The following is a 24,365-nucleotide window of genomic DNA, read 5'->3' as shown; positions in this document are numbered from 1 at the left end:
ACCTCCTGGTCAACTCGGATCAATAAAGATATGCTCGGGATGGGCATGGCTTAAGAAATCGTGGGCCGAAATCGTCCAGCCGTACGCTCCGGTATAACGAAACAAAAGTACGTCTCCGACACGTAGACGGGATACACGAACATCCTTCGCCAGCACATCTTTCGGTGTGCAAAGCTCTCCGGCTGCTGTGATGTCCACATCGCGGACCTCTGGCCGTTCAAATGGATAATCCCATCTCTCCAATGGGACAATGTCGAACGGATGGCTGTGCTGCCAGGCACCGGGAAGCCGAAAATGGTGCGAGCCGCCCCGAAGTATGGCGTAATGCTTGCCATGGTTGCATTTGAGATCGATGACCTCGGCGGCGTAATAGCCGCAGGCAGCTGCCAAATAACGACCCGGCTCAAATAACAGCTCGACACCGGGAAGCCGCGTCGCTTCTAATACGCTGCGCAGTTCTGACGTAAACTCAGACCAATCGAATTTGCGTTCCAAATCCGTATACGAGATGCCAAACCCTCCGCCTGCATTAAGATAGCGGAGCCGCAGACCGTAACGGGCCTGCCATTGCTGAACACGCTCTAAGTACACAGATACGAGCTTGGCATGTAGACGGGCGTCCAGGTTATTTGAAATCGAATGCAGGTGGAAGCCCTCCAGCTGTACATGGGGCAGTGCAGCCGCTAACTCAATGGCGCTGTCCGCCTGCTCCTCGTCAATTCCGAACTGGGTCGGTCTGCCGGCCATGACCAGAGTGGCCTCAGGGAAAGACGCTCTAAGATTGATGCGAAGCAGCACGGACGCCTTGACGTTCATCTGTCCCGCAATATGCGAGATGCGTCGCAGTTCATGCGTGCTTTCAGCATGAATTAAGGTCACGCCTAGAGCTAGCGCCTCGATAATCTCGGAATCCTTTTTCCCGGGACCGCCAAAAATAACCGGAATATCGCCGGAAACGCTGCGAACCTTACGTATTTCGCCGATCGACGCCGTCTCGAAGCCATGAACGATCGGAGCTAAGGTTTCCAATAGCTCCTTGGCCGGATTCGCTTTCATGGCATAGAACAAGCGGCAGCCTTCCGGCAGTGTGCTGACGCACGCCCTCACGTGCTCGCGAAGCGCCTTCAGATCATAGAAGAAGGCGCACACCGGTTCCGATCGCTCCTGCTTCCACTGTGCAATGCGGGATATAACCTTATGATCTTCCGCAACCAACTGACTCATTAAATCTCACCCACACCTTTCCTCATTGTACTCACGGTTCCCCGGTTCCTGACCGCTCTCAGGTTTTGCACCACACAGTCAGCCTTCGGTCTGACCCTGGCTGACCGGAGCCAGCCGCCTATCAGGATGAAATGCCTGCAGATGCGACCTCAACGCACGAAACGAAACACCTCGTTCATCACCCAGCACGAACGATTTCACGCCAAGCTCTTGCCATTCAGCATAATCCTCTGCGGCGCGCGGAATGGCGCAATAAGGCACGCCTGCCTTTATGGAAGAGGCATACAGCTGCCTCAATCCCTCCTTCACCTGAGGCGATCGGGTTTGCCACGGAATCCCATAAGATTGCGATAAATCAGCAGCTCCCTCCAGCACCATGTCGATGCCCGGAACCGACAAAATCATCTCGGCATGATCCACCCCAGCTCTACTCTCGATCATGGGAATGACCATCACCTCCTCGTTAGCCCTCTCAATATATTGCGTCAAGTCATATTTACCGAACGTTCCCGCCCGGCCGCTGTTCAAGCTTCGGCTGCCGATAGGCCCGTATTTGCAGGAACGAACAATTAGCTCCGCCTGCTCCCGGGTCTCCACATGGGGAACGACGATCCCGAGGGCGCCGGCATCGAGAACGCGCAGTATTTCCTTCGGATTGGGCTCGCTAACGCGCACCAATGGTGTAAGACCCGACGTCTCGGCGGCCCGTATCATATGCTCTAGCGTCTCCGGATTAACCAGCACATGCTCCGTATCGATAATGATAAAATCAAAGCCCGCACAGCCGATCATCTCCACGACAACGGGCGAGGGGATCGAACCGATCAAGCCGAATACCGCTTCCCCCAGCCCAAGCTTCCGCTTTAAACGATTTTCTCTTAGCATAGCGCTCATCGGTAAGGCCGGAGCGGATTAGACGCTTTCTGCAGACGAAGCTCCGTGTCCCCGAATAACCGTCTTGCCGTCAGCTGCTCTACTTCGATGGTGTCGGCAAATAAATCGAAAGCTTGAAACCGCGCTTCGTGCTGCGGGTGCTTGCGGCAGTAGTCATGAATGAGCTGCGCTGTCATCTGCCAGAAGGCTTTTTCCGAGAGCCCGTAATGGTCCTCCAGCAGGAAGCACAGCTCTGTCATATTAATGAAGAAGAAGGCATCATGGACAAAATCCCGGACCCCGTCCGCCTGCTCCGTTTCAATAAAAGAATTCGGATTAATCCGCCTATGATGATCGGATAATGAGTGCAATGGAGGGCAAGCTTCAGGATGAGCCAGATGTCGCCGGGAAAACCGGATTCCGTCATGGAAATCCTTGAAGGCTACACGTGTGGGCCTTCCGTCTCTATGCAGCAGAATCATATTCTGGGCATGGGATTCTAGAGCCACACCATGAGCGAAAAGCAAATGAATTAAGGGAAGAACCGCCGCCTCCAGCAGCTGCCAAGTCCATGCCTCTACTCCCTCGTTCTGCACCCACGCATCGATGAAAGGTTTCCCCGAACGTTCCAGATGACACAAAGCGTTGAACGGTACGGCTTCCTCTCCGTCTCTAAGATACAGATGAAGGCTTTCCCGCCATATTGCCCCAAGCGTCCCATAGGCGCGGGGTCTCAATAGCTCCGGCAGCGCTTCATGATCATAAGCCACACCTGCCACCTCACGGAGCAGTACAAAATCCATCTGCTGCGCTTCCGGATCCTGACGCACCAGCCCGCTTAGCCAATCGGAAATCAATGGCGCATTCAAAATCGTATGCTTGGCCAGCATCCGTCCTGTGGACGTATTCACCAGATTCATCGGCAGCTTTACATACGGTTTATGCCGCGAAGTCGCGTTGGCCAGCGTGCGGATGGACTGCTGTGGCCGATAACCATCCTGCCCTTCTCCAAGTACAACTACCTGCCCATCGGCCAGCTGGCGGTACAATACGCGCAGCGCCGTTTCCCTCCATTGCCAGGGATGAACGGGGAGGTAACGAACCTGTTGCGGATTGATCCCGGCGGCTTCGAGCCTGGCGATAAAATCAGCGATCGTTTGCGTACCCAGCTCCGCTTCCATGAAGGATTCATAGGACTGCAGTGAGGCTGAAATCGCGTGAACACTGTCCTCGGCTGGCAATGCCAACCAGAGCGGCTTCAGCAAGGGTTGAAACTCCGGCCCATACGCTGCATTATCAGGCCCGTTAAAGCCGATTCTGGATTTGTAGCACGGATGGTACGGATGGCCGTCCATTATATTCCCTTCCAGCGCATCGTACATCCGCTCTTCTCCGGATAGCTCCCGATGCCGATTCACATACTGGGACTGCGTATCCTTCAGCAGCGTCTGCACCAATTCTTCAAGAAACCCGCCCAATCGTTCCCCAGGAACATGCGGTCCGAGGACTTCAATAACGAATTGCTCCAACCGGGCCTCGCTCCTCACACCGTCCGCGTCCCTGCGTACGATTGGTTCTATGCGGCTCAAACGAATCCGGTCGAAGCTTGCTGTAGTGCGTCCACGGATCATGTAAGCGACAGCTTGCCCCTTCGTATCAACAGCCTGGATAAGGAACGTGTCCACCGCTCCTTCGGAAGAGGATCGGCTGTAGGGGGCAATGTTTTCATACAGCAGTGCTTCCGCCAGCTGACGAAGGATTCTTCGCTCTACCTGTGCATATTGCGGTGAGCTTAGTGCCTTTGCCCAATCGACGTCCTTTGGGGCTGTGGGCGTGAAGTATTCATTTTGCAATATATTCGGCCCGTTCATGACCTGAACTCACCTCCGCAATAGTAAATCGGATTCGGAATCTCTACAAAATCGGGTGTTTCTCCACGTCCTTGAAACCGGCTGATCAAATTCGCTTTGGCAGGCAGACTCCGTTTGTTCAGCAGATCATCGATACACACGACTAATCCGGCGGATCGCCCCAAATTAGCACGATCATCGAGCAGAACCTGCCGGACCGTCCGCCAATAGACCGCTTCGCTTTTTTGATCGAATCGTGCCACAGTATGAATCAGCGCCCCCAAATGGTTAACGATCAAATAATACTGCAGCCTTAGCCACGCCTCGGCTTGTGTATACAACACCGGACTGGTCTCCGGTACGGTGTCCGGCGTCCAACCATGAGCTATAGCCTGCTCCCTGCTCACGCTAATGCCTTCGAGATCGCGGACGTAATAGCGGACCGGCATGCCGTCTGCAAGCGTCAGCAGCGAATTTTGCACATGGGCTTCCATACTGATTCCCTTATCAGCAAACAAGCGGAGAAGCGGCAGCAGCGACAGTCTCAAGTAAGCTGACAGCCATGCGCGCCAATCAGGAAGCTTGCCGTCTCCGGACTGCCGGACGGCCTCGAACAGCAAGGGCTCCTTGAGGCCTGGTGGCACCTCAACCAGCGATGCAACGACGAAGCAGCGGCTCTGCTCTTCCACATCCAGCGCTACGGCATGACGGTAGACGACAGCAAGTGCCGAACTCACCATCTCCCGCTCCGCATCGTCTGCTTCTTCGTTCGGCAGCAATACCGTCTGGTAGCCGGTTTCCTGCAAAATTTGCATTCCCTCTACTCCGGACTTTTCTCTGACCGCCCCCTCCCTACCTGCTTGTCCTCCTGCTGTATAATAACCTTCCAGCTGCGCACGGTTCAGCACAGCCGCCGCATCCATCGTACGCCGAAGCTGCTCCGACGTATTCTCGCGGATAAAGTTCGTAATCCGAACGTGAATGGGCAGCTTATAAAAGATGCCGGCCTTCGGGTCCCATACGGTCCTTACCGAAGATGTCGGATAAACCTTTTCACCAACTACACCAAGCGGAACCAGCCTGCCGTTGTCGATCAGCCGGCGTACGGTACTTAGCTGCGATATGTATTCCGCCTGCCATGGATGTACCGGCAGCAGACGATAATTGATTGCCCGCTCCCCTAGTCTTCGGCGTGCTGCCTCCGCTGCCGCCGGGGATGGTGGACGGCTTTCACCGATCCACTCCTCACTGAGAAGCTCCGAGGCCACAGCAAAGTAATGCAGCGGAAAGGCTGACCCCAGCTCAGGCGCATAGGCGGTCAAGTCTTCGTCGCTGAAGCCCTCTGAGCTTTTAGGTGTCGGATGAAACGGATGACCGTACAATAGCGCTTGCTCGGAGCGGATGTAATCCAAGCAAGCCACTTCCCGCCCCGCATTATCCATCGCTCGCTCCAGATAAAGAACTGTCCTGCGGATACTGTTGTAAATCTGCGCACGGAGCTCCGCAACTCGCTGCTTGCGTGATGCCTCTGGCTCCCTATAGCTCAACTCAAGCAGCAGTGCTTCGACGACTTGTTCAGTATCCGCGGTCTGGCAAGAATCGTTTTGCAAGATGGTAGTCGATGTGTACAATGCTTCCCCGTACACATGCTGGCCGATCATCGAAAAATAGGTTACAGTCCCCGCAATCCATGCTTCAGACCGATCCAGTGCCAGAACGAAGACTTCCCCGCGATCAGCGGAGCGCTGCCGCAGTATGTCTGCCTCTACAGCTGCGGCATTTGAACTTTCTATAAAAGCTGGCCATGCTTCTCCGATTCGCGGGTCCTGTATGCCTGTCTCCCGCAAAAAGCTGTTTAGCAGTCCCCGGAGTGCCGAGCGCTCCGCCAGCTCTCTGCATCGGTCTGAAGCTGCTTTTAACGGGACATGTTGTTGGTGTAGCATCCCCTATACTCCTTTCGTGAACCGATCTATTAATATAAAGGCAGCCGCTGTCCCGCACCCTCCTGTAGTGCCTGCAAATAAATGCGGCGGGCGCAAGCGATATCTTCAATCGCCATGCCCATCGGATTTAAAATAATGATTTCGTCATCAGTTTCGCGCCCCGGCTTAGTACCGATCACGATCTCTCCCAGCTCGGCATGCAGCTGCTCCCTTGAGAACTTTCCCTCCAGAACGAGCTGGTTCAGCACCTTTTTCTCCCGGTTGGACTGTTCCCAATCATCAACAACTACTTTGTCAGCTTGTAGATAGGCTTCTTTATGCACATCCATGATCGATATATTGCTGACAAAAGCTCCTTTGCGAAGCCACTCGAACGGAATATACGGCGTATCCGTTACTGTGCAGGTAATGACAACTTCCCCTTGGCGTACCGCTTGCTCCGCGCTGCCAGAGATCACTGTTCTAACTTGTGGGGAGAGCACACGGAGCACCTCTGCCAGCCGTTCTGCAGCCGTCTCCGACTGGTCGAACAGATGAACCTCTTTAATAAGAGGATAGTGCTCCAGAATCGAGGTCAGCTGTGCCTTGGCAATCAGCCCGCAGCCGACGCAAGCGACAGAATGGAATCCATGCTTTGCCAGCCGTTTTGCCGCCACGACGGTAACCGCTGCCGTCCGCATGCTGCTGATCAGCCCAGCCTCCATAACGGCTAAGGGGTAATGGCTTGCAGCGTCATTGAGCACTAGAATGCCGCTCGCCCGCTCCAATCCCCGCACCTGTGGGTTGTCGTGCTTGCTCCCGATCCATTTGATACCCGATAAGGGTATCTCCCCGCCAATATGCGCCGGCATTGCAATAATCCGGTCAGCGATATGCCCTTCTTTCCCAGACGAGCGTAGATACGGCTTAAGCGGCTGTACGAAGTCTCCATTGGCGTGAAGCGCCAGCGCCTCCTCCAATGCCTCCACATACATGCGGGATGAACCACCGCCCAGCACGGCGATCGCCTCCCGGTTCAGATAGAGCAGCTCCGGCCCATTTGAGCCCGGTGCGGTTAAGAGCGTCCCGGCGGCAAGAGGATGCTGTACTCCAGCTTGGTAGATCATAAAATGCATTCTCCTTTTATCTATATTATGGTAATTGGGCAACCCACTCGTCATCGTACACTAAATCCAAATAGCGGTCCCCGCGATCAGGCAGGAGCGTAACAAGCCGCAGCGGACGATCGGGCAGAGCTTCCAGTGAAGGAAGCAGCTTGCGAATGGCCGCCATGACGGAGCCCGATGAACCGCCGGCGAATATGCCTTCCTTTAAAAGAAGCTCACGGCATCCCTCCGCGGATTCCCTGTCATTTACGTGAATCACGCCGTCGATTTCAGTGCGGTTCAATATTTCGGGGACACGGCTTGCGCCGATTCCCGGAAGCTCCCGCTTGCCTGGAGCCCCTCCAAACAGGATCGAACCGACTGCATCGACGGCAATAACCTTCAGATGAGGAAATTTCTCGCGCATTTTTCGGCTGGTCCCCATAATACTGCCTGAGGTGCTGACACCGGCAATCAATAGATCTGCGCGGTCAAGAGCTTCTGTAATTTCTGTTCCCGTGCCTTCGTAGTGAGCTTTCCAGTTATTCTCGTTTGCATATTGATTAATCCAGAATGCGTGCGGTACCTGCCTCAGAAGTTCGTTTACCCTTCGAATTCGGGTCATCAAATACCCGCCTTGATCGTCACGTTCCTCGACCATTTCAATCTGTGCGCCCATCTGGCGTAAAATGTTCAGGTTCGTGTTTGCGATTTTAGGATCAACCACGCAGGTCACGGACAATCCGTAGATGCGCGCCATCATAGCGAGAGCCACGCCTAGATTGCCTGAGGTACTCTCGATAATATGTGTCCTGGAATCAATCGCACCGGTCCTCAGTCCCTGCTCGATAATGTACCTGGCTGGCCTATCCTTCATGCTGCCTCCCGGGTTCATATATTCCAGCTTGGCAATAACCTGCACGTGCTTTTCCGGAAACAGCCTGCTTAAATGTACGAGCGGAGTCCGCCCTACACATTCGGCAACGGAGCCTTTCACTGAAGCCGTCTTTGCGTCCGCATGCAGTATAGATGACATCATTATTCCTCCTCCTGAACCGCTACTTACAAAAGAATGACAATGATTATGATAATCATTATCATTATTTGTGGCTTTATCGTAGCATACCGGAGAAATGAGCGTAAATTCTCCGAACAGATAATCCTAATGATTCGATTGGAGTAATTTTGTGATTTAAGGGATAGAAATTAGCATGAACGGAACGATCATCCGTTTCGTATTACTGTCTCGGGGAAAAGCATTTGCTTGAGAGTATAAATAAAGTCTGCGCCGGAGCATTCGATCTCCAATGTTTTTTTGATGTTTTGCATATGTTTTTTGACCGTATTCTCTGAAACGCAGCACTCATTTGCAATTTTTTTAATGGAATAGTGATTGCACAACATGACGGCAATCTGGTGCTGCCGCTCGCTCAGCTTCGAACCGTGCATGTACGGACGAACCGAAACCTGGTTTCTCGAAACCGGCCCGTAGGCGTTCGAACTTAATGGCTCTTCCTTGAACCCTCCAACCGGTGCGGCATACTCCAGCGTAATTTTTACTTGCTCGCCAATGTTCATGGCCGATACGGCTCTGACGATCAAGCTATGTAAACGAGCTAGTTTTTCCTGTTCGCCCGCATTTTGAATGTGAGAATCTACCGTAAGCTTCAAGTTTCTAACAGCCATCATTTCATCTCTCCCATGGAAGTCCGGTCATCATCGCCCGTTCACAGCGGGTATTAATTCCTAAAGGTATCTCCCGGACTTCATTGATTTTGATTTTTAAGAATAAAAGGATATGGCTGCGCCATTCCCGAGACCGTTTGCTTCACTTTTGTTTTACTTGGGATCATCTCTAGCCTGGTGTTTCAATGAGGCAATGCAAGCATACAGTTTCGGCGTCTAGCGTGAAGATAGGTAAGGTTGGTTATTTACCAACAAAAACGCCTCTCGGCGTCTTTGATGTTGGGCAAGGGGGTACTGAGATAAAACTCTATCGAGGTCTTTCAAAGATGAGCGACCTTAAAGTTTTGCTAAAGCAAAACTCACTTCGTAAGCATGGTAGGTTTATTCGCCAATCGGAATGCTCTTCATACGCGCTTTAGTACTGTAAAGAACTTAAACATTTTGATGTTGTAAAATCGTCACATGCCGCCCGCAGCCAATACAAGCAGCCTTCAGCCGTCTCCTCCAGCTTAAGACTAGGTTGCATTAATCCGTTGTACGTCCGGGTGCTTCAAGCCAAAATGCTCCCTAAGCGTACGGCCGCTGTATTCGGTACGAAACAATCCCCGTCTCTGGAGCTCCGGCACGACACCAGTAACAAAGTCTTCCAAACCGCCAGGGAAATACGGGGGCATCACATTGAACCCGTCGGCCGCCCCGCTTCTAACCCACTCTTCCATCACATCGGCAACTTGCTTCGGAGTTCCCACCGTCGTAAAATGCCCCCTCGCAGCGGCAGTGCGGTGAATTAACTCCCGGATTGTCAAGTTCTCCGCTTTAACCATATCCACGAGCATCTCGAATCGTGCTTTCTGTCCCTTAACTTCGTTGAGAGCGGGTAAGTCGTGCAAAGGTACGGGCCCGTCAAGCGGGTAGTGGTGCAAATCGATTTCAAGAGAGTTCGACAAGCGGATAAGCCCAAAATCCGGTTTAATGAGACTTGTGAGCATCGCCTCTTTCTCTCGAGCTTCCGATTCCGTCGCCCCGATAATGGGGCTGAAGCCAGGCAATATTTTTAATTCATCCGCATCTCTGCCGAATTTCGCCATTCTCCCTTTCAAATCCGCATAGAAAGCCCTGGCATGCTCTATGGTGTCCTGAGCCGTAAATACCAGCTCTGCAGTCTCTGCAGCTAATTCCTTGCCCGCATCGGAGGACCCCGCTTGTACCAGGACTGGAAACACCTGAGGCGATCTAGTAACGTTCAAAGGACCTTGTACGGAATAATATCTTCCTTTATGGTTTAGCGGGTGAATTTTACGATAATCGGTGAATAAGCCGCGCTCCTTGTCTGCTAGTAACGCGTCCTTTTCCCAGCCGTTCCATAAGCCTTTAACCACGTCAAGAAATTCCCTTGCTTGCTCATAACGCTCACTGTGCTCAGGATGACGCTCCCTTCCGAAATTAACGGCCGTCACGTCGCCTACCGATGTAACGCTGTTCCAGCCCGCTCTGCCTCCACTGATATGATCCAGCGAAGCAAACATGCGTGCGGCATTGTACGGCTCCGTATAAGTTGTGGAGACGGTGCCGATTAGACCGATCCGCTCTGTGTTCATTGCAAGTGCAGATAACATGGTAAGCGGCTCCAGTCCTCCCCCGATTTTGTGTTCAATGGCGGGTGTCAGGACAAGAGCGTCAGCGATGAACAAGGAGTCCATCTTCGCCTGCTCCGCCATCCGGGCGAGCCGGGTATAATAATGAATGTCCGCTACAGCTTCAGGCGTAGTGTCAGGATGCCGCCAGGAAGCTTCATGATGGCCTGTATTCAGTACAAATAGGTTCAAGTGCATCGTATTGAAGGGTTCGCTCATTCGTTTGGCTCCTTTACTTTTCGTTGGGCAGAGGGCGGTGACCGCAGCCCGGAATATCTTCTACTCCGCGCCGTGCAAGCTTCGGGGAAGCGAACAGCCCGACCAGCAGGCCACCTGCGGCGATAGCAGCTCCGTGCAAAACGAACAAACCGGAGGTGGTCAACATGGTTCCCAGTAGACCGCTAGTCATAGGACCTGCGATTTGTCCTGTAAATAAAATACTGCGCGTAAAACCTAATCTCGTTCCCAGCTCCCCCTCCGGCGCAGATCTTGTGACTACGAGAAAAACCGATTGTACAAGCGCGCTGGAGGCCGCTCCTTGCACAACCCGGGTGGACACTAGCCATTCCATTCCCGGTGCTAACGCTTGAAGGACAATCGCGACTCCGCATAATGCAGCGGCGAGGGCATAATTGCGATGAACCGGGCTTACATCGTTACGACGCCCCCACCAGGAAGAGGTGAGCCATACGGCAGCCCAAAGTACGGCTTGTAAAATACCTACCCATACGGCCGTCTGAGCTGATGTGCCGATATAAGGCTTCAGATGCAGCGGCAGAACGGGGAGCAGCCCGAAGATGCCGAAGTTAGCTGTGATTCCTGCCAAGAGAAACAGACGCAGCTCACGTTTATGAAGCAGCCCTCGCAATGGGGCTGTTATGCCGGTTTGTGTCACGGCAGCTGTTCTTTTCTCCGACTGCCTCTCCTTCAACCAAAACGCGCATAGTATCGTCCATAGTGCTAGCAGGATGGCTAAGGAGTGCAGGATATAACGGAACCCGATGGCGCCCATCAGCCCCCCCCCGAGCAACGGTCCGAGCATTGAGCCAGCAGCAAGAGCTCCCTCCAACTTCCCGCGTGCCTTCCCCTGTTCCTCTTTGCCTGCTTGGGAGGCTGCGAAAGCTCCTACGGCATCGACAACCCCTCCTAAGGCCCCTTGAAGAAAACGGAGAAGAAACAGCTGAAACGGTGTGTTGGCCAAGCCCATCGCTGCCAGTACGCAGGCGGAGGCTCCCAGTGCCCGAATCACCATCCATTTGCGGCTGGTGATGTCGCCAAGCCTGCCCCATAACGGGGCCGTCAATGCGGCCGATACTGCAGGAGCCGTCAAGCCCAAGCCGCTCCACAGCAAAACCGCGGCCTGGTCACCTGCGCCTAACTGCTCCATATAGAACGGCATTAAAGGAGCAATCACCATCGAGCTTAAAACAGACAAAAAATGGCTGCCCCATAGCAATCCAAAATTGCATCGCAACGAATTGGTCATATCACTGGAAACTGCTTAAGGCAGCTGTCCTTCGTCACCCCGCCCCCTCTACATTGATAATGATTATCATTTTTATCCCTCCCCGTGAATTATCTTATCATGGTTAATGTGGGACGAGTATGCTCTAATCGTATAGTTTTGGATTATCCAATCGGAGTACGCGTCCCTCCGCAGGCAACGTGCCCGGGGACAGACATCCTTTTCATGTCCCCTTCATCCTTGTGCCGTACGCAATTCCTGTTTTGCCTTAAAGTCATGCCGGGCAATGATCTTTCGGCCTTTGCCATGCGGAACACATACAGGCGTACCAAAAAGAGGATCCGTGCCGATCTCGCAATCCATGCCGAATACGTCCTTAATCATCTGCTTCGTCATAATCTCCTCCGGCAGCCCTTGCGAATGGATTCCTTTGTTATGTACAGCAACGATATGATGCGCATACCGGCAGGCGAGGTTCAAGTCGTGGAGCACCATGACGATCGTTCGCTGCTCTTCCTGATTAAGATCGTACAGCAGATCCAAGATCTCCACTTGATGCGCCATATCCAGATAGGTGGTCGGTTCGTCCAACAGCAGCACCTCCGTATTTTGCGCCAGCGTCATAGCGATCCAGGCCCGCTGCCGCTGCCCTCCCGAGAGGGAGTCAACCGCCCGGTCCTGCAGCGACTCCAGATGCGTCATCCGAAGTGCTTTGTCCACTTGGCGCTCATCCTCCTCCGACCATTGCTGGAACAGCTTCTGGTGCGGATAACGGCCAAGCCGAACTAACTGCAGCACAGTTAATGCCTCGGGCAACACAGGTCCCTGCGGTAAAACCGCCATTTGCCTGGCGATCTCCTTGGTAGACATCTGGGAAATGCCCCGGCCATTGAGCAGTATAGCGCCCTGCTCAGGCTTCAGCAGGCGGGCGAAGGAACGGAGCAGCGTCGATTTCCCGCACCCGTTACTTCCGATCAAGATGCTGATTTTTCCTTGCGGAATTTGCAAATCAAGCTGATCGATAATGAGCGCAGCGCCATAAGAAAGCGATAACGATTGAGCGGCAAGCTTATTCATAATGGATGCATATCCCCTTTCTATTCCGTCTGTTTTTTCTTTGTCTTGATCAGCAGGTACAAAAGCAAGGGCGCGCCGATCACGGCCGTGAACACCCCAGCAGGTACGTCGCGAGGCGCAAACACCGTGCGACCGATAAGATCGGCGGCAATCAGCAGTATAGCTCCGACGATAGCCGAGCAAATCAAGAGAAGGCCGTGAGAGCCACCTACCAGCTTGCGGGACAGATGCGGCGCCATCAGCCCAACAAAGCCGATTCCACCGACAAAAGCAACGGCAGAGCCCGACAGAGCCGCGGCCGTCACGAGGAGCGCGAATCGCTGCAGCTGGATTCGGCCTCCCAGCACAACCGGCAGCTCATTGCCGAGAACTTGGATGTTCATCCGGCCTGCCAGAACAAACAACAGCGGAATGAACAGCAAGAGCCAGGGAGCGAAGAACTTCACGGAGGTCCAGGTGGCGCCATACACGGTTCCTGTGATCCAAATTTTTGCCTGACTCGTGACAAATATCGGACTGAATACGAGAAAAAGTGTCTTAAGCGCTTCAAGCAGCGCGCTCACACCCAATCCGACCAGAATCATGCGCAGCGGTGATACGCCCTTTTTCCAGGCTCCAAAATAAATAATCGCCGATACCACAGCCGCACCGGCAAAAGCAAATAGCGGCATCCAGACAATACTCGTCTTGACCTGAAAAACTGCCAAATAGAGTACCGCCATCATCGCCGCCCCGCTGGTGACGCCAATCACGTCGGGAGAGGCCAGCGGGTTGCGGACGACCGCTTGCAGAATGGTGCCAGCCAGGGCTAACGCCATCCCTGCCATTCCAGCCAGCAAAATCCTCGGCAGTCGAAAGTTCAGAATGATGTTCGCTTCCATCGTGCCCGTGCCCATCCCGAGCATGACTTGGATCGTCCGCAGCGGTGAGATATAGAGCGTGCCTATGCCTACGCTAAAGACAGCAAGCAATGCTAGCACAAGAAGCAGGAGTAAGGACATCCAGCCGCTTTTTTTCTCAAAAATAAAGGATAGCTTTGGCCGCGGCCATCGAATCGTAGCATACCGGCTGCTCATTTAGTTAACAGCTCCTTTCGGGCCAGATGAATAAAGAAGGGAGCTCCAACAATAGCTGTCATGACACCGACAGGTACTTCCTTGGGAAAAGCAATGAATCGCGCACCGACATCCGCCGCAAGCAGGAGCACCGAACCAAGAATGGCACAATACGGGAGAACGAAGCGGTAGTCGTTACCAACCAGCCCTCGCACCAAATGCGGGATGACGAGTCCGACAAAGCCGATCGGTCCCGCCAATGAAACCGCTCCTCCTGCCAGGAGTACGATGACCAGCAAGGAAACCAGCTTCACGCGAAACGTATTTTGACCAAGACCGGTAGCTACCTCTTCCCCTACTGCTATCACATTCATGGCTTTGCTTAGCAGGAATGCACTTAACAGCCCGATTAGGCAAAACGGAAGCATCGTGAGGATCTGCTCCATCTTCCTCCCCTCTACGGAGCCGGCCAGCCAGAAAAAGACGCTGTCCAGCGTCTTCTCATCCGAGATTAGCATTGCTGACGTAAACGAAGAGAACAGGGCGGCCATGGTCGCTCCGGCCAACGTGAGCTTGAGTGGCGTGATACCTTCGCGCCCCACCGAACTGACCGTATACACCGATACAGCCGCGACAGCCGCTCCTGTTAAGGCGAACCAGATCAGCTCCCCTTGGCTGGATAACGACAAGAACGTCACGCCCATAACGACAAAAAAACCAGCGCCTGCATTCACGCCCAGTATACCGGGAGAAGCCATCGGATTGCGGGTCAGCGCCTGCATCATCGCCCCGGACACCGCTAATGCCGCACCGACCAATAAAGCAACGATAGCGCGAGGCACACGAATATCCCGAATAATGACCTGAGCGTTCGATCCATCAGCCTGCTGGAACGCTCGCCAAACCATGGACCAAGTCGTATCCGCATAACCGTATACAATGCTTGCCGCAAATAGCACGACGAGGAGTAGTAAACTCACAACGATTCCTATCATTTTGGATCCTGTACTTTGAAGTATCATCCTACGAAACCCTTCTTTATAAAATGAAAAGCTAGAAACCCGCATAGGAATCCGTTTCCGGATGCGGGTAAGCTGCATTAATTCAATATATATTTCGCCAGATCATCCAACAGTAAGTTTGCTGAAATGATGCCGCCGGAGGAATTCCAAATCCCATCGTTCACTTTAAACGCTTTACCTTTTTTAACGACATCCAGGTTTTTCCACAATGTTTCTTCCTGCCATGCTTTTTCGGTTTTGGTTGTTTCTCCCTTCTCGTCTTCCAGTGTAAAGTAGAATAAGATGTCCCCTTCCAAATCCGGTATGCGCTCTTTGCCGATAATGTCGGCGAATGTAGGCTTATCTTGAATTTCTGGACGCTTCAGACCCACTTGCTTCAAAATACCGCCTGCAAACGTATCGTTATAATAGATGCGCACTTTATCACCAATATAGAACCGGACAAGCGAAATTTTGGTGTTGATTTTATCACCCAGCTTCGCACGCAGATCCTTGATCTTATTATCAAAATCAGCAAGCTGCTTATCGCCTTCAGCCTTCTTGTTCAATGCTTCCGCATATATTTTGAAATTGATCAGCGCATCCGAATTCGTCCGCTCGGAGAAAATGGTCGGCGCGATACTTGTTAGCTGGTCGTATACTTTTTCCTGACGAAGCTTGTTGCCTATAATCAAATCCGGCTTCAAGGCAGCTATAGCTTCCAGGTTTGGCTGATTCTCATCCCCTACGATCTGCACTCCCTCGAGCTGACTCTTTAAATGATCGTAGTACGGCTGCACACCCCAGGCTTTGACCATACCGACGGGCTTAAAGCCTAGCGCCAGCGATGCTTCCACCGCATCATTAACCAGTACGACCACTCTCTTTGGCGTTCCTTTTACCGTGGTTTCCCCCATCGCATGCTTTACGGTGTAGGGTGCACTGGCATCAGGCTGCTGACCGCCTGCTTGCCCTACCGTTTTGGTGGCACTGTCTGCAGCAGGTGTGTTCGCTGTTGTAGAGCCGCATGCAGAAACGATCAGTATCAGCGACAGAAACAGCATCGTAAAAAATGTGCGTTGCGGATATTTCTGAATCATGAAGTTCTCTCCCCTTGTTTGTTGATAATGATTCTTGTTATCATTATTGGTATAGTGTAATACGTACTGGAAGAATCGTCCATGTCCTGAAGTATCCGTTTTATTGTACAAATCTACCTCTTTTAGATAGGAGCTGACGTGTTTTGGCCTTATCCATTCACCATAAGAGACCCTATACAATGTATCTGCTTTCCTCCGTGCGAAAATACGAGCGGGCCCATGCGGTTCGCTTGCGTCGAAGTCCTCTCCCCGTGCCCATGCTTTGCTGGATCGCCAAAGGGAGCGGGACCGCAGCTATCGACGGGACGGCTTATTCTGTACAGCCGCAGCAGCTGTGGTTCCTGCCTGCAGGCAGTCATTTGGACGTGTCCGTTACAAGCCAAGAATCCGTGTATTATGTGGTGCTGTTCGAAGCATTGCAGGCAGAGAGGCGGCGGGGACAATGGGAGTTAACCCCATTAAGCGGCGGTACTTCCCCATCGTCCCTTCTCCCTCCTGGCCCTCAGCCACTTCAGAATCCCCAAGAGGTGGAGCGCAAAATCGAGCAGATGTATGCCCTTGGCAGGAAGTACCAGATGGATTCGGCGAGCTCCGATGACGCAGCCTTGGTGCGGTCGTCTCCTGTCGATTCAAACCTGCTGCTTCAATCTCTTGTTGAGCTGGTTCTCCGTTCAGCCCCGCTTCAGCATGCGAACCGGACCCCCGATCCTGGTTTGGATGTATGTATAGCCTATATGCACGAGCATTTTCAGGAAAAGATCAGCCGCAATACGCTGGCAGGCCTGGCGAAGCTGACGCCTAATGCTTTTTGCCGCAGCTTTAAACGCACCACAGGACAATCGCCTACCGATTATTTAAACAGCCTTCGGATTGAGAAGGCCAAGCAGCTCCTCTCGCCATCCGTCTCTATCAAAGAAGTAGCCGTTGCCGTCGGTTACGGAAGTGAGTACTATTTCAGCCGCATCTTCAAAGAAACAGTGGGCTTGTCCCCCTCTCACTTTATTAAAAGAGAGCGATTGAGAGTGGCGACTGCATCTCGTTGCGGCTTTCATGAGAACCTCTCCTCCATGGGCATGGAGGCGGTAGCTGCAGTAGATTGCTACAGATATCCGTGGATGAACGACCATGAATACAGCCGCCAGTTATTATCTCAGTTGGAGCAGCTGCGTCTGGCCAAACCGGATTTGATTATCGCGGATTTCGCCCAGCGGTCGTGCTATGAAGAGTTCAAGCGGATTGCTCCAACGGCGTTTATCGAACATGGGCTGGATTGGCGGGCGACATACCGCCAGCTTGCCGAGCTGGTCGGACGCGAGAAAGAAGCCGAGCAAAGCATGGCTCGACTGGATGTGAGTATAAATGAAGCGAAGGGGCTTCTGATGGCATCCCCCGGGAATAACAGCAGCGTTGCTGTTGTTCAACTTTTGCCGCAGCGGATCCGTGTTCAAGGGACGGTCCTCCATCCGTTGAACGACTTGATTTATCAGGAACTCGGGCTGCTGCCCGGGTCCGGGGTACCGAGGAATAAAATGCGGGATGAGAGGCTTTTGGGAGAGGTGCCCAGACTGGAATCGGATCACCTATTCGTCATCAAGCTGGATACTCCTCCCCTCATGAGCGGGGAATCCGGAACGCAGCCGCCGCAAGCGATACCATTCGATTTGAATCCGCCCGGTCATAATCGGAAAATCCATCTCATTCCGAATTGGCTTGTCATGAGTTGGACCCCCCAGGGAAGAAGATGCATCGCCGAAGAGCTGGTTAACAGCTTGTCTAAGAATTAACATCTATCTTGCCGGGTTTCATTCAGTAGAGATCGAAGGGAAACTATCTGGTACAGCTCAACATCATCGAATGTATCATAATTCTCATGAATTCCATCAATAAACAAGGTGGTAATTGGCTTCTCTTAATGGAGCCAATTCAGCCAATAGTTGTTTTATTTTCTAGAACCTCCCTCATTAATGGAGTTATAGCAAAACAATTCTCTATATCATTTTCTTCTTCAAGTGCCCAATAAATGATTTTATTTTTATGAATAGCGAAGTGTTTTAACAGAAAATATTTAATTTTTGTCCATACAAAATCTGGTACATTCCCGCCAGATAAATAGTCATCATATGAAGCGATAATCAATGCCATAAGTGCGAACCGTTCATTTTCATTAAGGACATGCTTTTCATAAAAAATGATAAATTCCAGTACTCTCGACGAATCAGTTATTTCGAGTTCCCAATCTTGCCTAATCGGCTCAAGAGTAGGTAAATCTAATTTACTTGTAAGACTTTTAATCGCTGCTCCCGTGATGTATAATGGACTTTCATCCTCCATTTTTACCCTCCGTTCTAATTATCTAGCATCCGTTGAAATGTCCATTTTATAAATTTATCGCGCAACAAAAAACACAGTATTTTTTTACTTTGTTTTTATCATTCTTTCCTGTAGTTCCTTGTAATCCACTATCCCCAAATCTGTATATAATCAGAACCTTCACATGAAATCTTAATTTCATTCAGACATATATTCTTTCAGGCAGCGTTCAATGAATTCCTCGTAATTAGGTAATTCATGAGTCAACCAAACTCTTCCTGATTCAGATGGTTTATAAGCAACATTCGAGCTATTGGCGAAATGGGATGCCCAACCAATAATATCCTTTGAACTATCATAACCCAAAAAATATATTGGTTCGATTGCTTTCTTTAACAGCGGCTCAATGATTTGGGGTTTGTATTTCGCAATTGACGAAAGAATGGAGAAATATCCTTCTGCAGCTGATTCGCAATTGTAACTCGGAAGCCACGTAAGAAACTTTTTGACGATTTCGTTATCAACCAAGGATGCGTCTCCAACTTCAATCCTTCGTTGTATAAGTTCCATATCACTATGCTTAATCACGGAAAATCCCCTCTCCATGAAACTTCCATTTTATCTTAACGATTTCCTTACGGTTACATAACTGCTCGGAGTTACTTTACCCTATGGAATCTATGAATACTCATTCAATCCCACGAAATCTAATTGCTTATCTATTATCGTTGCGGTGAGATACACGCCATCGCCGCCATATGCAAGATGTATTTCTGGTGGGTCATGATTTTCATTAATAATAAGAGAAAATGACACTACTTGCTGTTCCTTAAATACTGCAAGATCTGCCTGAGGTGGTAGATTGTTTTCCACCAACATATTGATACTCTCTATATTTTGTTCTAACCAGAGCAGGGTATTTTGAGTCATAGGGAAGGTTTTTTTAAAATCTTCATCCGAACAAGCTGTTTTAAACATGACACCTGAACGATATTGTATATTACCAACGATATAAATAAATGTAAAAAAGCAATTTCCATAACGAGTAAAATCTTCTATAGCAATCATCTCATCACCAACCTATTTATTATTACTTCTCATAAAAACTATCTTTTTATCGTTCCTTTTAGCAGCCTCTGCCCCAATAATTCCAATCAACAGTCACCCGATTCCAATCCCCCTATCGGTTCGGAAAGGTAAAATTCAGGTAAAATTCAGATAAAGTTCAGGTAAAACTTAGCTTATCTTTCCGTTTTGTTCATGTTCCTCTGCTATGATGAAATCTGTGCATTACATCCGCCCCATCCCGGGAGTCAACTTCGATTGGAGGGCTTTACATATGAGCTTATGGGGGATGATTGATTCCGTCAAGTGGTTCACCGTTTATGACCTGCTAATTTCCATCATCACGATCGGCGTTTTAATCTGGTACGCCGTGCCGATTCGAGTCCATTACAGATGGCTCGATTTTATGCCTAGCGTCGGAATGCTGCTCGTTGCGGCCAGCATTATCAGCGGAGACCTTGATTTTTTTACTTTGTCGAACCTGATCTATTTGCCGGCCGTGATCGTCTTCTTATGCACGGTGAAGAAAGTGTTTAAACCGACACACACGATAAGGGTTCCGAAGTACCGGGCGCTTCGGGTCATCCTATGTGTATGCGCGGCGGCGCCGATCGGCCTCGGGCTTACGGTGGCAGGGGAACTCAGGTACAACCCGGCAAGCCATTTAGGCAATATGAGCTACGCTTCGGCTTTTGTCAAAATGAACGAGCGTTTGTCGGCCGAATACCCGTTCGGGGAATGGAAGAAGATCGATTGGAACGCTCTCAGGCAAAAATACGAGCCGATCTTCCAGCAAGCCGACAGCAACAAAGACAGAGCCTTGTACGTGAAGACACTGAAAGAATATGTTTGTTCCATTCATGACGGACACGTTACTCTTAACAATGAAGAGGACATGAAAAAAGAAGTCGGAGGCAGCTTCGGGATCGGCATCATTCGCCTGGACGACGGCTCGGTGTTCGTCCGTTCCGTTGTTTCGGACAGTACGGCTGCCCAGAACGGGATCAAAGTCGGGGCGGAAATTGTGAATTGGGATCGGAAGAACGGCAAAGACGCTTTGCATGACCTCGGTTGCACCATGACCTCTACGGCAACGGAGCAAGGCAAAATTAATAATCAAGAGCTGTTTATGACTCGAGGGCCAGTCGGAAAAACAATAGAAGTCGGGTTCAAAAATTGGGGCGAGAAAGAAGCGAAAACGGCCACCCTGACCGCTTTCGACGATCAATTCAAATCGCTCAGATCAAGCGCGTCTGACAGCGAGCCGATTACCGGCAAGCTGCTGGATAACGGCTATGGCTATGTCAAAATCACCGCCTTCCCGTCTGACCCAATCGGAAAACCGGAGAAACCGCTGGAGGATCTGCTGAAGCTGTTTCAGAAGGAGCAAGCCAAAGGACTGATTCTCGATCTTCGCGACAATAAAGGCGGCGAGGATGATCTCGTCGCCATAATAGCGGGATATTTCGTCCCGGAAAAGAAACTGTACGAATACACGAGCTATTATAACCGTTATATGAAGAAATTCGAGATCAACCGCAACGAAACGCGCATGATCAAGCCTGCCAGCAATGTGTTTACCGGGAAAATAGCGGTTTTGATCAACAGTCGGACGGTTAGCTCCGGCGAAGGACTCCCTCTTGTGATGAAAGGGATGCCTAACGTCAAATTGATCGGGTTTACTGGTACGAACGGCTCGTTCGGAATAGTGTCGAGCCGCATTACGATCAACATGCCGGAAGGATATTCAGCCAACTTTCCGGATGGACGGTCGCTGAATAAAGACAAACAAATTCAAGTCGACAGCAACTATACTGGGCAAGGCGGCGTGGCCCCCGACATCCGAGTTCCCCTGACAAGGGAAACGTTTAAACAAGTCTACATTGACGGGCAAGACGTCTTGTTGAACGAAGGGCTCCGTTGGTTGGCCAACTAATGTGATTATTGCCCATTTCTGCCTAAAAAAGGTTCCGAGTCTTTAGTGGAATGGGGAATAAACTCTGAACCTTTACCTGCTGCAATTAATTAAAAATAATAGTAATTAAATTGCCCCAGGCATTGGAAATCAGCCGTTCCCCTTCCCCCGCTCCTTTACATCGGTCGTGCAAGGGCCATTCATAGTATTCCCTTTTCTTGTAGATTCTGTTTCATAGCTGAATTTCTTTATCAAAAAATACGATAGATGCGATTTCCTTATCATTGATAACATTTTCAAAAGTTTTGATCGTAAGCATTTGGTCATTTAGATAATCCAGCAAATGCATTCCGGTAAAAATGCTAGTCGTTTCTGAGGTACCATCTTTATACTTTATCGTGATAGGGTAATTATCCAAATATTCATTTTTGCCAATTTCCTTTAATCGGCCGGCGGCTTCGTTAATCTCTTTCAACGAACTGCTTTCAATCTTTAAAGAAATCGAAATTGGCGAGACGGAGATCGTTTTTAATACTGCTGGATAACCAGACATGTCCATGTCTTGATTGATCTGATAAAGGGTAGAGTACTCCTTGAAATCCAACTTAAATGTGGTTTCCCAAGAACCCGGTATGACCGTTTCAAAAATCCCAGGAAATGGTTCCGCTGCTTGTACGTTTTTGAATTCGAAATGCAGGGTTTGGCCCGCGATTGAATTTTTGGTCATGATACTCATGACCAAGCGAATTTTATTATCATTTGGGTTCCCGTCATCTAGCACCTTAAATCCTGTACTAAAACTCTGATTTGTATTAATCATAGGTTCCTCAAAACGGTATCGCGCTGCATTTAGAACAGTGCCTTCTGGAGCAGTGAAGTCCATTAAGAGATAGGTCAGATTGCTGTCGCCGATAACTTGCTTAATAGTAAGCGATCCGTTCTCATTTGCCACTTGTTTGTCAACCATATAAGCGCCATTTGACAAATATTGCGCCTGCTCCTTATTTACTGGATTAAGAAATTTTAATAAAGCTTCATCTAATCCCATATATGCCGCTGCAATAGCTGTTGTAGTCAAACAAACCATCAGCACGGCAGCCAGTATTGCAGATCTTAAACGTTTCACGGGAGTAAATCCTCTGTAACTTGTATTTTCATTCTGGCTTTGCACTAAAATGTTTTCAAACATCTTTTCTTTTTGTTCGGGTTTTGGCGTAAGAGCTTCAAAAATCCGATTAATATGTATGTTACTCAAGGTAAGTCCCTCCCAAGTCAATTTTAAGTCGTTTGCGGCCTCGAGATAGTTGTGTTTGGATCGTGCTTTCTTTTTGCCCTAACATAGCTGATATTTCTTTTACCGAGTACTCCTCGAAATAGTAAAGATATAAAACGGTTTTGTATTTTTCGGGAAGCGAAAGCATCTTTGAAAGAACCTTCCTCGGCGGATCCTCTCCATTCCAAGAAGAAACTTCCGGTAAAGCGTCTAAAGCCACACGACGGGTTTTCCACCAATGTTTAAGAATGTCTTTACAGTAGTTTTGGGTGGTTGCAATCAACCAAGCTTTTTCATGCTCGTGGTCGTTGAAAACCGGTTGAGATTTGATCAGTTTTAGAAATACAGACTGAACAGCGTCTTCTGCATCAACGGGATTTTTCAAATATATATAGCACAGTCTGTAAACTAGATCTGCATGCCGTTGATATAGTTCGGCTAATTCTTTATCCGTACGCAATAAAGAATTGTTATTCATTTTTTCGCCTCCTACATACAACACGATTGGTGACTCGAAAATATCCCATTATCATTGTTTTTTTTATAATAAAGTATCGTGAATAGGCATGCTTAGTCACATTTAGCGTTCAAGGAAGTTGATGTCTCACAAGTTTCCCGCTTCCATCACCTTTATTTACACAAAAAAAAGAGGACATTTCCGTTCCCGTGAAACGGATGTCCACATATGTGTGTACAATATATGAAAATACAGTAGCTTCCTAGAAACGTCAACAAAACTTGTGAATCAATACTTAGATGCTACAAAGGTTCATCTGTCATTTTTCCGTCAGGGCTCATAACAAGCAAATAAATTTTATTATCATTTGGATTAACGTAGGAAACGGAATACATGTGTAATGTTTTGTTTTTCCATCCGATAAATAAATAGGCCCCCAGTTTCTTGTTCTTAAGTCCTTCTTCGTCAATAACGTGATCTGGTATATCTTTACGCAAATAACCTGGTTCCTTAAAAAAGCTATATTTCCAATACGAATCGCTTCCATTTTCTAAATCACCGTTATCATGTGCTATTTCATGTTCTTCTTTAAATAATTTTTGCACTTCTTCTTGTGATAATCCTACTTTAAGCTTCTCTTTAATTTCGTGAACCTGTTTCATGATTAATTGATCTCGTTCCGTTTCCTTTCCTGCTTCTTCCTTTTTTCCTGCCGGCAACAAACGATCTCGTTTAGACTTGAAACGCTGAATAAGAGCTACGGCCTCCGCCCTTGTTACCCTATCGCCACCCTGATATCCTTCAACCGTCTTTGCTGTTTTTCCTTCGATTATGCCGATTCCAAGTAAGTATTCGATAGATTGGTCGATCGTTAATTTTTCACCTGAGGCATTGGCCAGATACTGTGCAGCTTTACCTCTTGACAGAGGAACAGGGGTTTCCTCTGATGTTGGATTGGTAACCTCCCAGCCCATCTTGGATGAAAAGGTAAAATATGGGATACTCCAATCAGAGGCATTAGGGTCCGGAATAAACTCCGCTGGCTGGTAAGCTCTGATTAGCATCGCCAAAAATTCAGCTTCCCCAACATGCTGGTCGGGTTTAAATGTCCCGTCTGGATACCCCTCGATGATGTGATTATTTAGAGCCCATTCGATGTTTGAATAACCCCAGAACGTTGTCGTTATATCGTGAAATGCGATATCCTGAGCATATGACGATTGACTGGTAAAGCTGGTTATAGTGGAAGCTATTAACGCGGTTGCAAGCATGACCTTGTACTTTTTCACATGTTCCACTCCTTTGGAGGTAACTTTATCTCTACAATATAAACGCTATTCTGAGGTGTTTTG

At 49.8% G+C, this 24,365-nt stretch carries 21 protein-coding genes; 2 read left to right on the top strand and 19 right to left on the bottom strand.

The features are described from left to right. Positions 1 to 9: 9 nt before the first annotated feature. From B1728_RS25405 to B1728_RS25345, 13 genes are all read right to left on the bottom strand, one after another. The gene (locus B1728_RS25405) at positions 10 to 1,224 is read right to left on the bottom strand and encodes a type III PLP-dependent enzyme (protein WP_079913225.1); all 1,215 of its coding nucleotides are present in this window, start codon (positions 1,222 to 1,224) and stop codon (positions 10 to 12) included. Positions 1,225 to 1,302: 78 nt separating this feature from the next. Further along, entirely contained in the window at positions 1,303 to 2,109 is an 807-nt protein-coding gene (locus tag B1728_RS25400) for an HpcH/HpaI aldolase family protein (RefSeq protein ID WP_079913362.1), read from the bottom strand. Positions 2,110 to 2,114: 5 nt separating this feature from the next. Beyond that, the gene (locus tag B1728_RS25395) at positions 2,115 to 3,968 is read right to left on the bottom strand and encodes an IucA/IucC family protein (RefSeq protein ID WP_079913224.1); all 1,854 of its coding nucleotides are present in this window, start codon (positions 3,966 to 3,968) and stop codon (positions 2,115 to 2,117) included. Continuing rightward, the gene (locus tag B1728_RS25390; RefSeq protein WP_079913223.1) at positions 3,965 to 5,890 is read right to left on the bottom strand and encodes an IucA/IucC family protein; all 1,926 of its coding nucleotides are present in this window, start codon (positions 5,888 to 5,890) and stop codon (positions 3,965 to 3,967) included. The genes B1728_RS25395 and B1728_RS25390 overlap by 4 nt, the downstream gene beginning before the upstream one ends. A gap of 29 nt (positions 5,891 to 5,919) precedes the next feature. Next, positions 5,920 to 6,996, bottom strand: coding sequence for a 2,3-diaminopropionate biosynthesis protein SbnB (gene sbnB / locus B1728_RS25385; protein WP_079913222.1), 1,077 nt, complete (start codon positions 6,994 to 6,996; stop codon positions 5,920 to 5,922). A gap of 25 nt (positions 6,997 to 7,021) precedes the next feature. Continuing rightward, on the bottom strand, positions 7,022 to 8,014 hold the full coding sequence (sbnA, locus tag B1728_RS25380; RefSeq protein WP_306293549.1) for a 2,3-diaminopropionate biosynthesis protein SbnA: 993 nt from the start codon (positions 8,012 to 8,014) through the stop codon (positions 7,022 to 7,024). Between the two features lie 185 nt (positions 8,015 to 8,199). Then, the gene (locus B1728_RS25375; protein WP_079913221.1) at positions 8,200 to 8,664 is read right to left on the bottom strand and encodes a response regulator transcription factor; all 465 of its coding nucleotides are present in this window, start codon (positions 8,662 to 8,664) and stop codon (positions 8,200 to 8,202) included. A 512-nt stretch (positions 8,665 to 9,176) separates the two neighbouring features. After that, entirely contained in the window at positions 9,177 to 10,514 is a 1,338-nt protein-coding gene (locus B1728_RS25370) for an LLM class flavin-dependent oxidoreductase (RefSeq protein ID WP_079913220.1), read from the bottom strand. A gap of 13 nt (positions 10,515 to 10,527) precedes the next feature. Beyond that, on the bottom strand, positions 10,528 to 11,781 hold the full coding sequence (locus B1728_RS25365) for an MFS transporter (RefSeq protein WP_079913219.1): 1,254 nt from the start codon (positions 11,779 to 11,781) through the stop codon (positions 10,528 to 10,530). Between the two features lie 213 nt (positions 11,782 to 11,994). Then, positions 11,995 to 12,837 carry an ABC transporter ATP-binding protein gene (locus B1728_RS25360; RefSeq protein WP_079913218.1) on the bottom strand — a complete coding sequence of 281 codons (843 nt, stop codon included), beginning with the start codon at positions 12,835 to 12,837 and terminating at the stop codon, positions 11,995 to 11,997. Between the two features lie 20 nt (positions 12,838 to 12,857). After that, positions 12,858 to 13,913, bottom strand: a complete 1,056-nt coding sequence (locus tag B1728_RS25355) for a FecCD family ABC transporter permease (RefSeq protein WP_079913217.1) — start codon at positions 13,911 to 13,913, stop codon at positions 12,858 to 12,860. After that, positions 13,910 to 14,872, bottom strand: coding sequence for a FecCD family ABC transporter permease (locus B1728_RS25350; protein WP_306293548.1), 963 nt, complete (start codon positions 14,870 to 14,872; stop codon positions 13,910 to 13,912). Before B1728_RS25350 ends, B1728_RS25355 begins: the two co-directional genes overlap by 4 nt. A gap of 119 nt (positions 14,873 to 14,991) precedes the next feature. Beyond that, positions 14,992 to 15,993, bottom strand: a complete 1,002-nt coding sequence (locus B1728_RS25345) for an ABC transporter substrate-binding protein (protein WP_079913216.1) — start codon at positions 15,991 to 15,993, stop codon at positions 14,992 to 14,994. 143 nt (positions 15,994 to 16,136) lie between these two features. Between B1728_RS25345 and B1728_RS25340 the strand changes: the two genes are divergently transcribed. Then, positions 16,137 to 17,777 carry an AraC family transcriptional regulator gene (locus B1728_RS25340; RefSeq protein ID WP_144028010.1) on the top strand — a complete coding sequence of 547 codons (1,641 nt, stop codon included), beginning with the start codon at positions 16,137 to 16,139 and terminating at the stop codon, positions 17,775 to 17,777. 139 nt (positions 17,778 to 17,916) lie between these two features. Here the strand turns inward: B1728_RS25340 and B1728_RS25335 are convergent, their stop codons facing one another. The 3 genes from B1728_RS25335 to B1728_RS25325 form a co-directional block, all read right to left on the bottom strand. Next, the gene (locus B1728_RS25335) at positions 17,917 to 18,324 is read right to left on the bottom strand and encodes a hypothetical protein (RefSeq protein ID WP_079913214.1); all 408 of its coding nucleotides are present in this window, start codon (positions 18,322 to 18,324) and stop codon (positions 17,917 to 17,919) included. A 177-nt stretch (positions 18,325 to 18,501) separates the two neighbouring features. Then, positions 18,502 to 18,891, bottom strand: a complete 390-nt coding sequence (locus tag B1728_RS25330) for a hypothetical protein (protein ID WP_144028009.1) — start codon at positions 18,889 to 18,891, stop codon at positions 18,502 to 18,504. Positions 18,892 to 18,981: 90 nt separating this feature from the next. Beyond that, positions 18,982 to 19,371, bottom strand: coding sequence for a hypothetical protein (locus tag B1728_RS25325; RefSeq protein ID WP_079913212.1), 390 nt, complete (start codon positions 19,369 to 19,371; stop codon positions 18,982 to 18,984). A 271-nt stretch (positions 19,372 to 19,642) separates the two neighbouring features. On the opposite strand from B1728_RS25325, the gene B1728_RS25320 reads away from it, so the two are divergent. Further along, entirely contained in the window at positions 19,643 to 21,304 is a 1,662-nt protein-coding gene (locus B1728_RS25320) for a S41 family peptidase (RefSeq protein WP_179136199.1), read from the top strand. 211 nt (positions 21,305 to 21,515) lie between these two features. Here B1728_RS25320 and B1728_RS25315 read toward each other — a convergent pair whose 3' ends face one another. From B1728_RS25315 to B1728_RS25305, 3 genes are all read right to left on the bottom strand, one after another. Further along, positions 21,516 to 22,538 carry a hypothetical protein gene (locus tag B1728_RS25315; RefSeq protein WP_079913210.1) on the bottom strand — a complete coding sequence of 341 codons (1,023 nt, stop codon included), beginning with the start codon at positions 22,536 to 22,538 and terminating at the stop codon, positions 21,516 to 21,518. Beyond that, positions 22,531 to 23,034, bottom strand: coding sequence for an RNA polymerase sigma factor (locus B1728_RS25310; RefSeq protein ID WP_079913209.1), 504 nt, complete (start codon positions 23,032 to 23,034; stop codon positions 22,531 to 22,533). Before B1728_RS25310 ends, B1728_RS25315 begins: the two co-directional genes overlap by 8 nt. 281 nt (positions 23,035 to 23,315) lie before the next feature. After that, a complete protein-coding gene (locus B1728_RS25305) occupies positions 23,316 to 24,302 on the bottom strand; it encodes an S-layer homology domain-containing protein (RefSeq protein WP_144028008.1) in 987 nt (328 codons plus the stop codon). Positions 24,303 to 24,365: the final 63 nt, after the last annotated feature.

The sequence above is a fragment of the Paenibacillus sp. 32352 genome, assembly GCF_002042965.1.
GTDB classification, from domain to species: domain Bacteria; phylum Bacillota; class Bacilli; order Paenibacillales; family NBRC-103111; genus Paenibacillus_S; species Paenibacillus_S vulneris.
This window is presented reverse-complemented; position numbering and strand designations above follow the sequence as displayed.

Coding starts and splice junctions, on each gene's coding strand:
- B1728_RS25405 (WP_079913225.1), bottom strand. CDS start 1,224: ATGAGTCAGTTGGTTGCGGAAGATCATAAGGTTATATCCCGCATTGCA.
- B1728_RS25400 (WP_079913362.1), bottom strand. CDS start 2,109: ATGCTAAGAGAAAATCGTTTAAAGCGGAAGCTTGGGCTGGGGGAAGCG.
- B1728_RS25395 (WP_079913224.1), bottom strand. CDS start 3,968: ATGAACGGGCCGAATATATTGCAAAATGAATACTTCACGCCCACAGCC.
- B1728_RS25390 (WP_079913223.1), bottom strand. CDS start 5,890: ATGCTACACCAACAACATGTCCCGTTAAAAGCAGCTTCAGACCGATGC.
- sbnB (WP_079913222.1), bottom strand. CDS start 6,996: ATGATCTACCAAGCTGGAGTACAGCATCCTCTTGCCGCCGGGACGCTC.
- sbnA (WP_306293549.1), bottom strand. CDS start 8,014: ATGATGTCATCTATACTGCATGCGGACGCAAAGACGGCTTCAGTGAAA.
- B1728_RS25375 (WP_079913221.1), bottom strand. CDS start 8,664: ATGATGGCTGTTAGAAACTTGAAGCTTACGGTAGATTCTCACATTCAA.
- B1728_RS25370 (WP_079913220.1), bottom strand. CDS start 10,514: ATGAGCGAACCCTTCAATACGATGCACTTGAACCTATTTGTACTGAAT.
- B1728_RS25365 (WP_079913219.1), bottom strand. CDS start 11,781: ATGACCAATTCGTTGCGATGCAATTTTGGATTGCTATGGGGCAGCCAT.
- B1728_RS25360 (WP_079913218.1), bottom strand. CDS start 12,837: ATGAATAAGCTTGCCGCTCAATCGTTATCGCTTTCTTATGGCGCTGCG.
- B1728_RS25355 (WP_079913217.1), bottom strand. CDS start 13,913: ATGAGCAGCCGGTATGCTACGATTCGATGGCCGCGGCCAAAGCTATCC.
- B1728_RS25345 (WP_079913216.1), bottom strand. CDS start 15,993: ATGATTCAGAAATATCCGCAACGCACATTTTTTACGATGCTGTTTCTG.
- B1728_RS25335 (WP_079913214.1), bottom strand. CDS start 18,324: ATGGAGGATGAAAGTCCATTATACATCACGGGAGCAGCGATTAAAAGT.
- B1728_RS25325 (WP_079913212.1), bottom strand. CDS start 19,371: ATGATTGCTATAGAAGATTTTACTCGTTATGGAAATTGCTTTTTTACA.
- B1728_RS25320 (WP_179136199.1), top strand. CDS start 19,643: ATGAGCTTATGGGGGATGATTGATTCCGTCAAGTGGTTCACCGTTTAT.
- B1728_RS25310 (WP_079913209.1), bottom strand. CDS start 23,034: ATGAATAACAATTCTTTATTGCGTACGGATAAAGAATTAGCCGAACTA.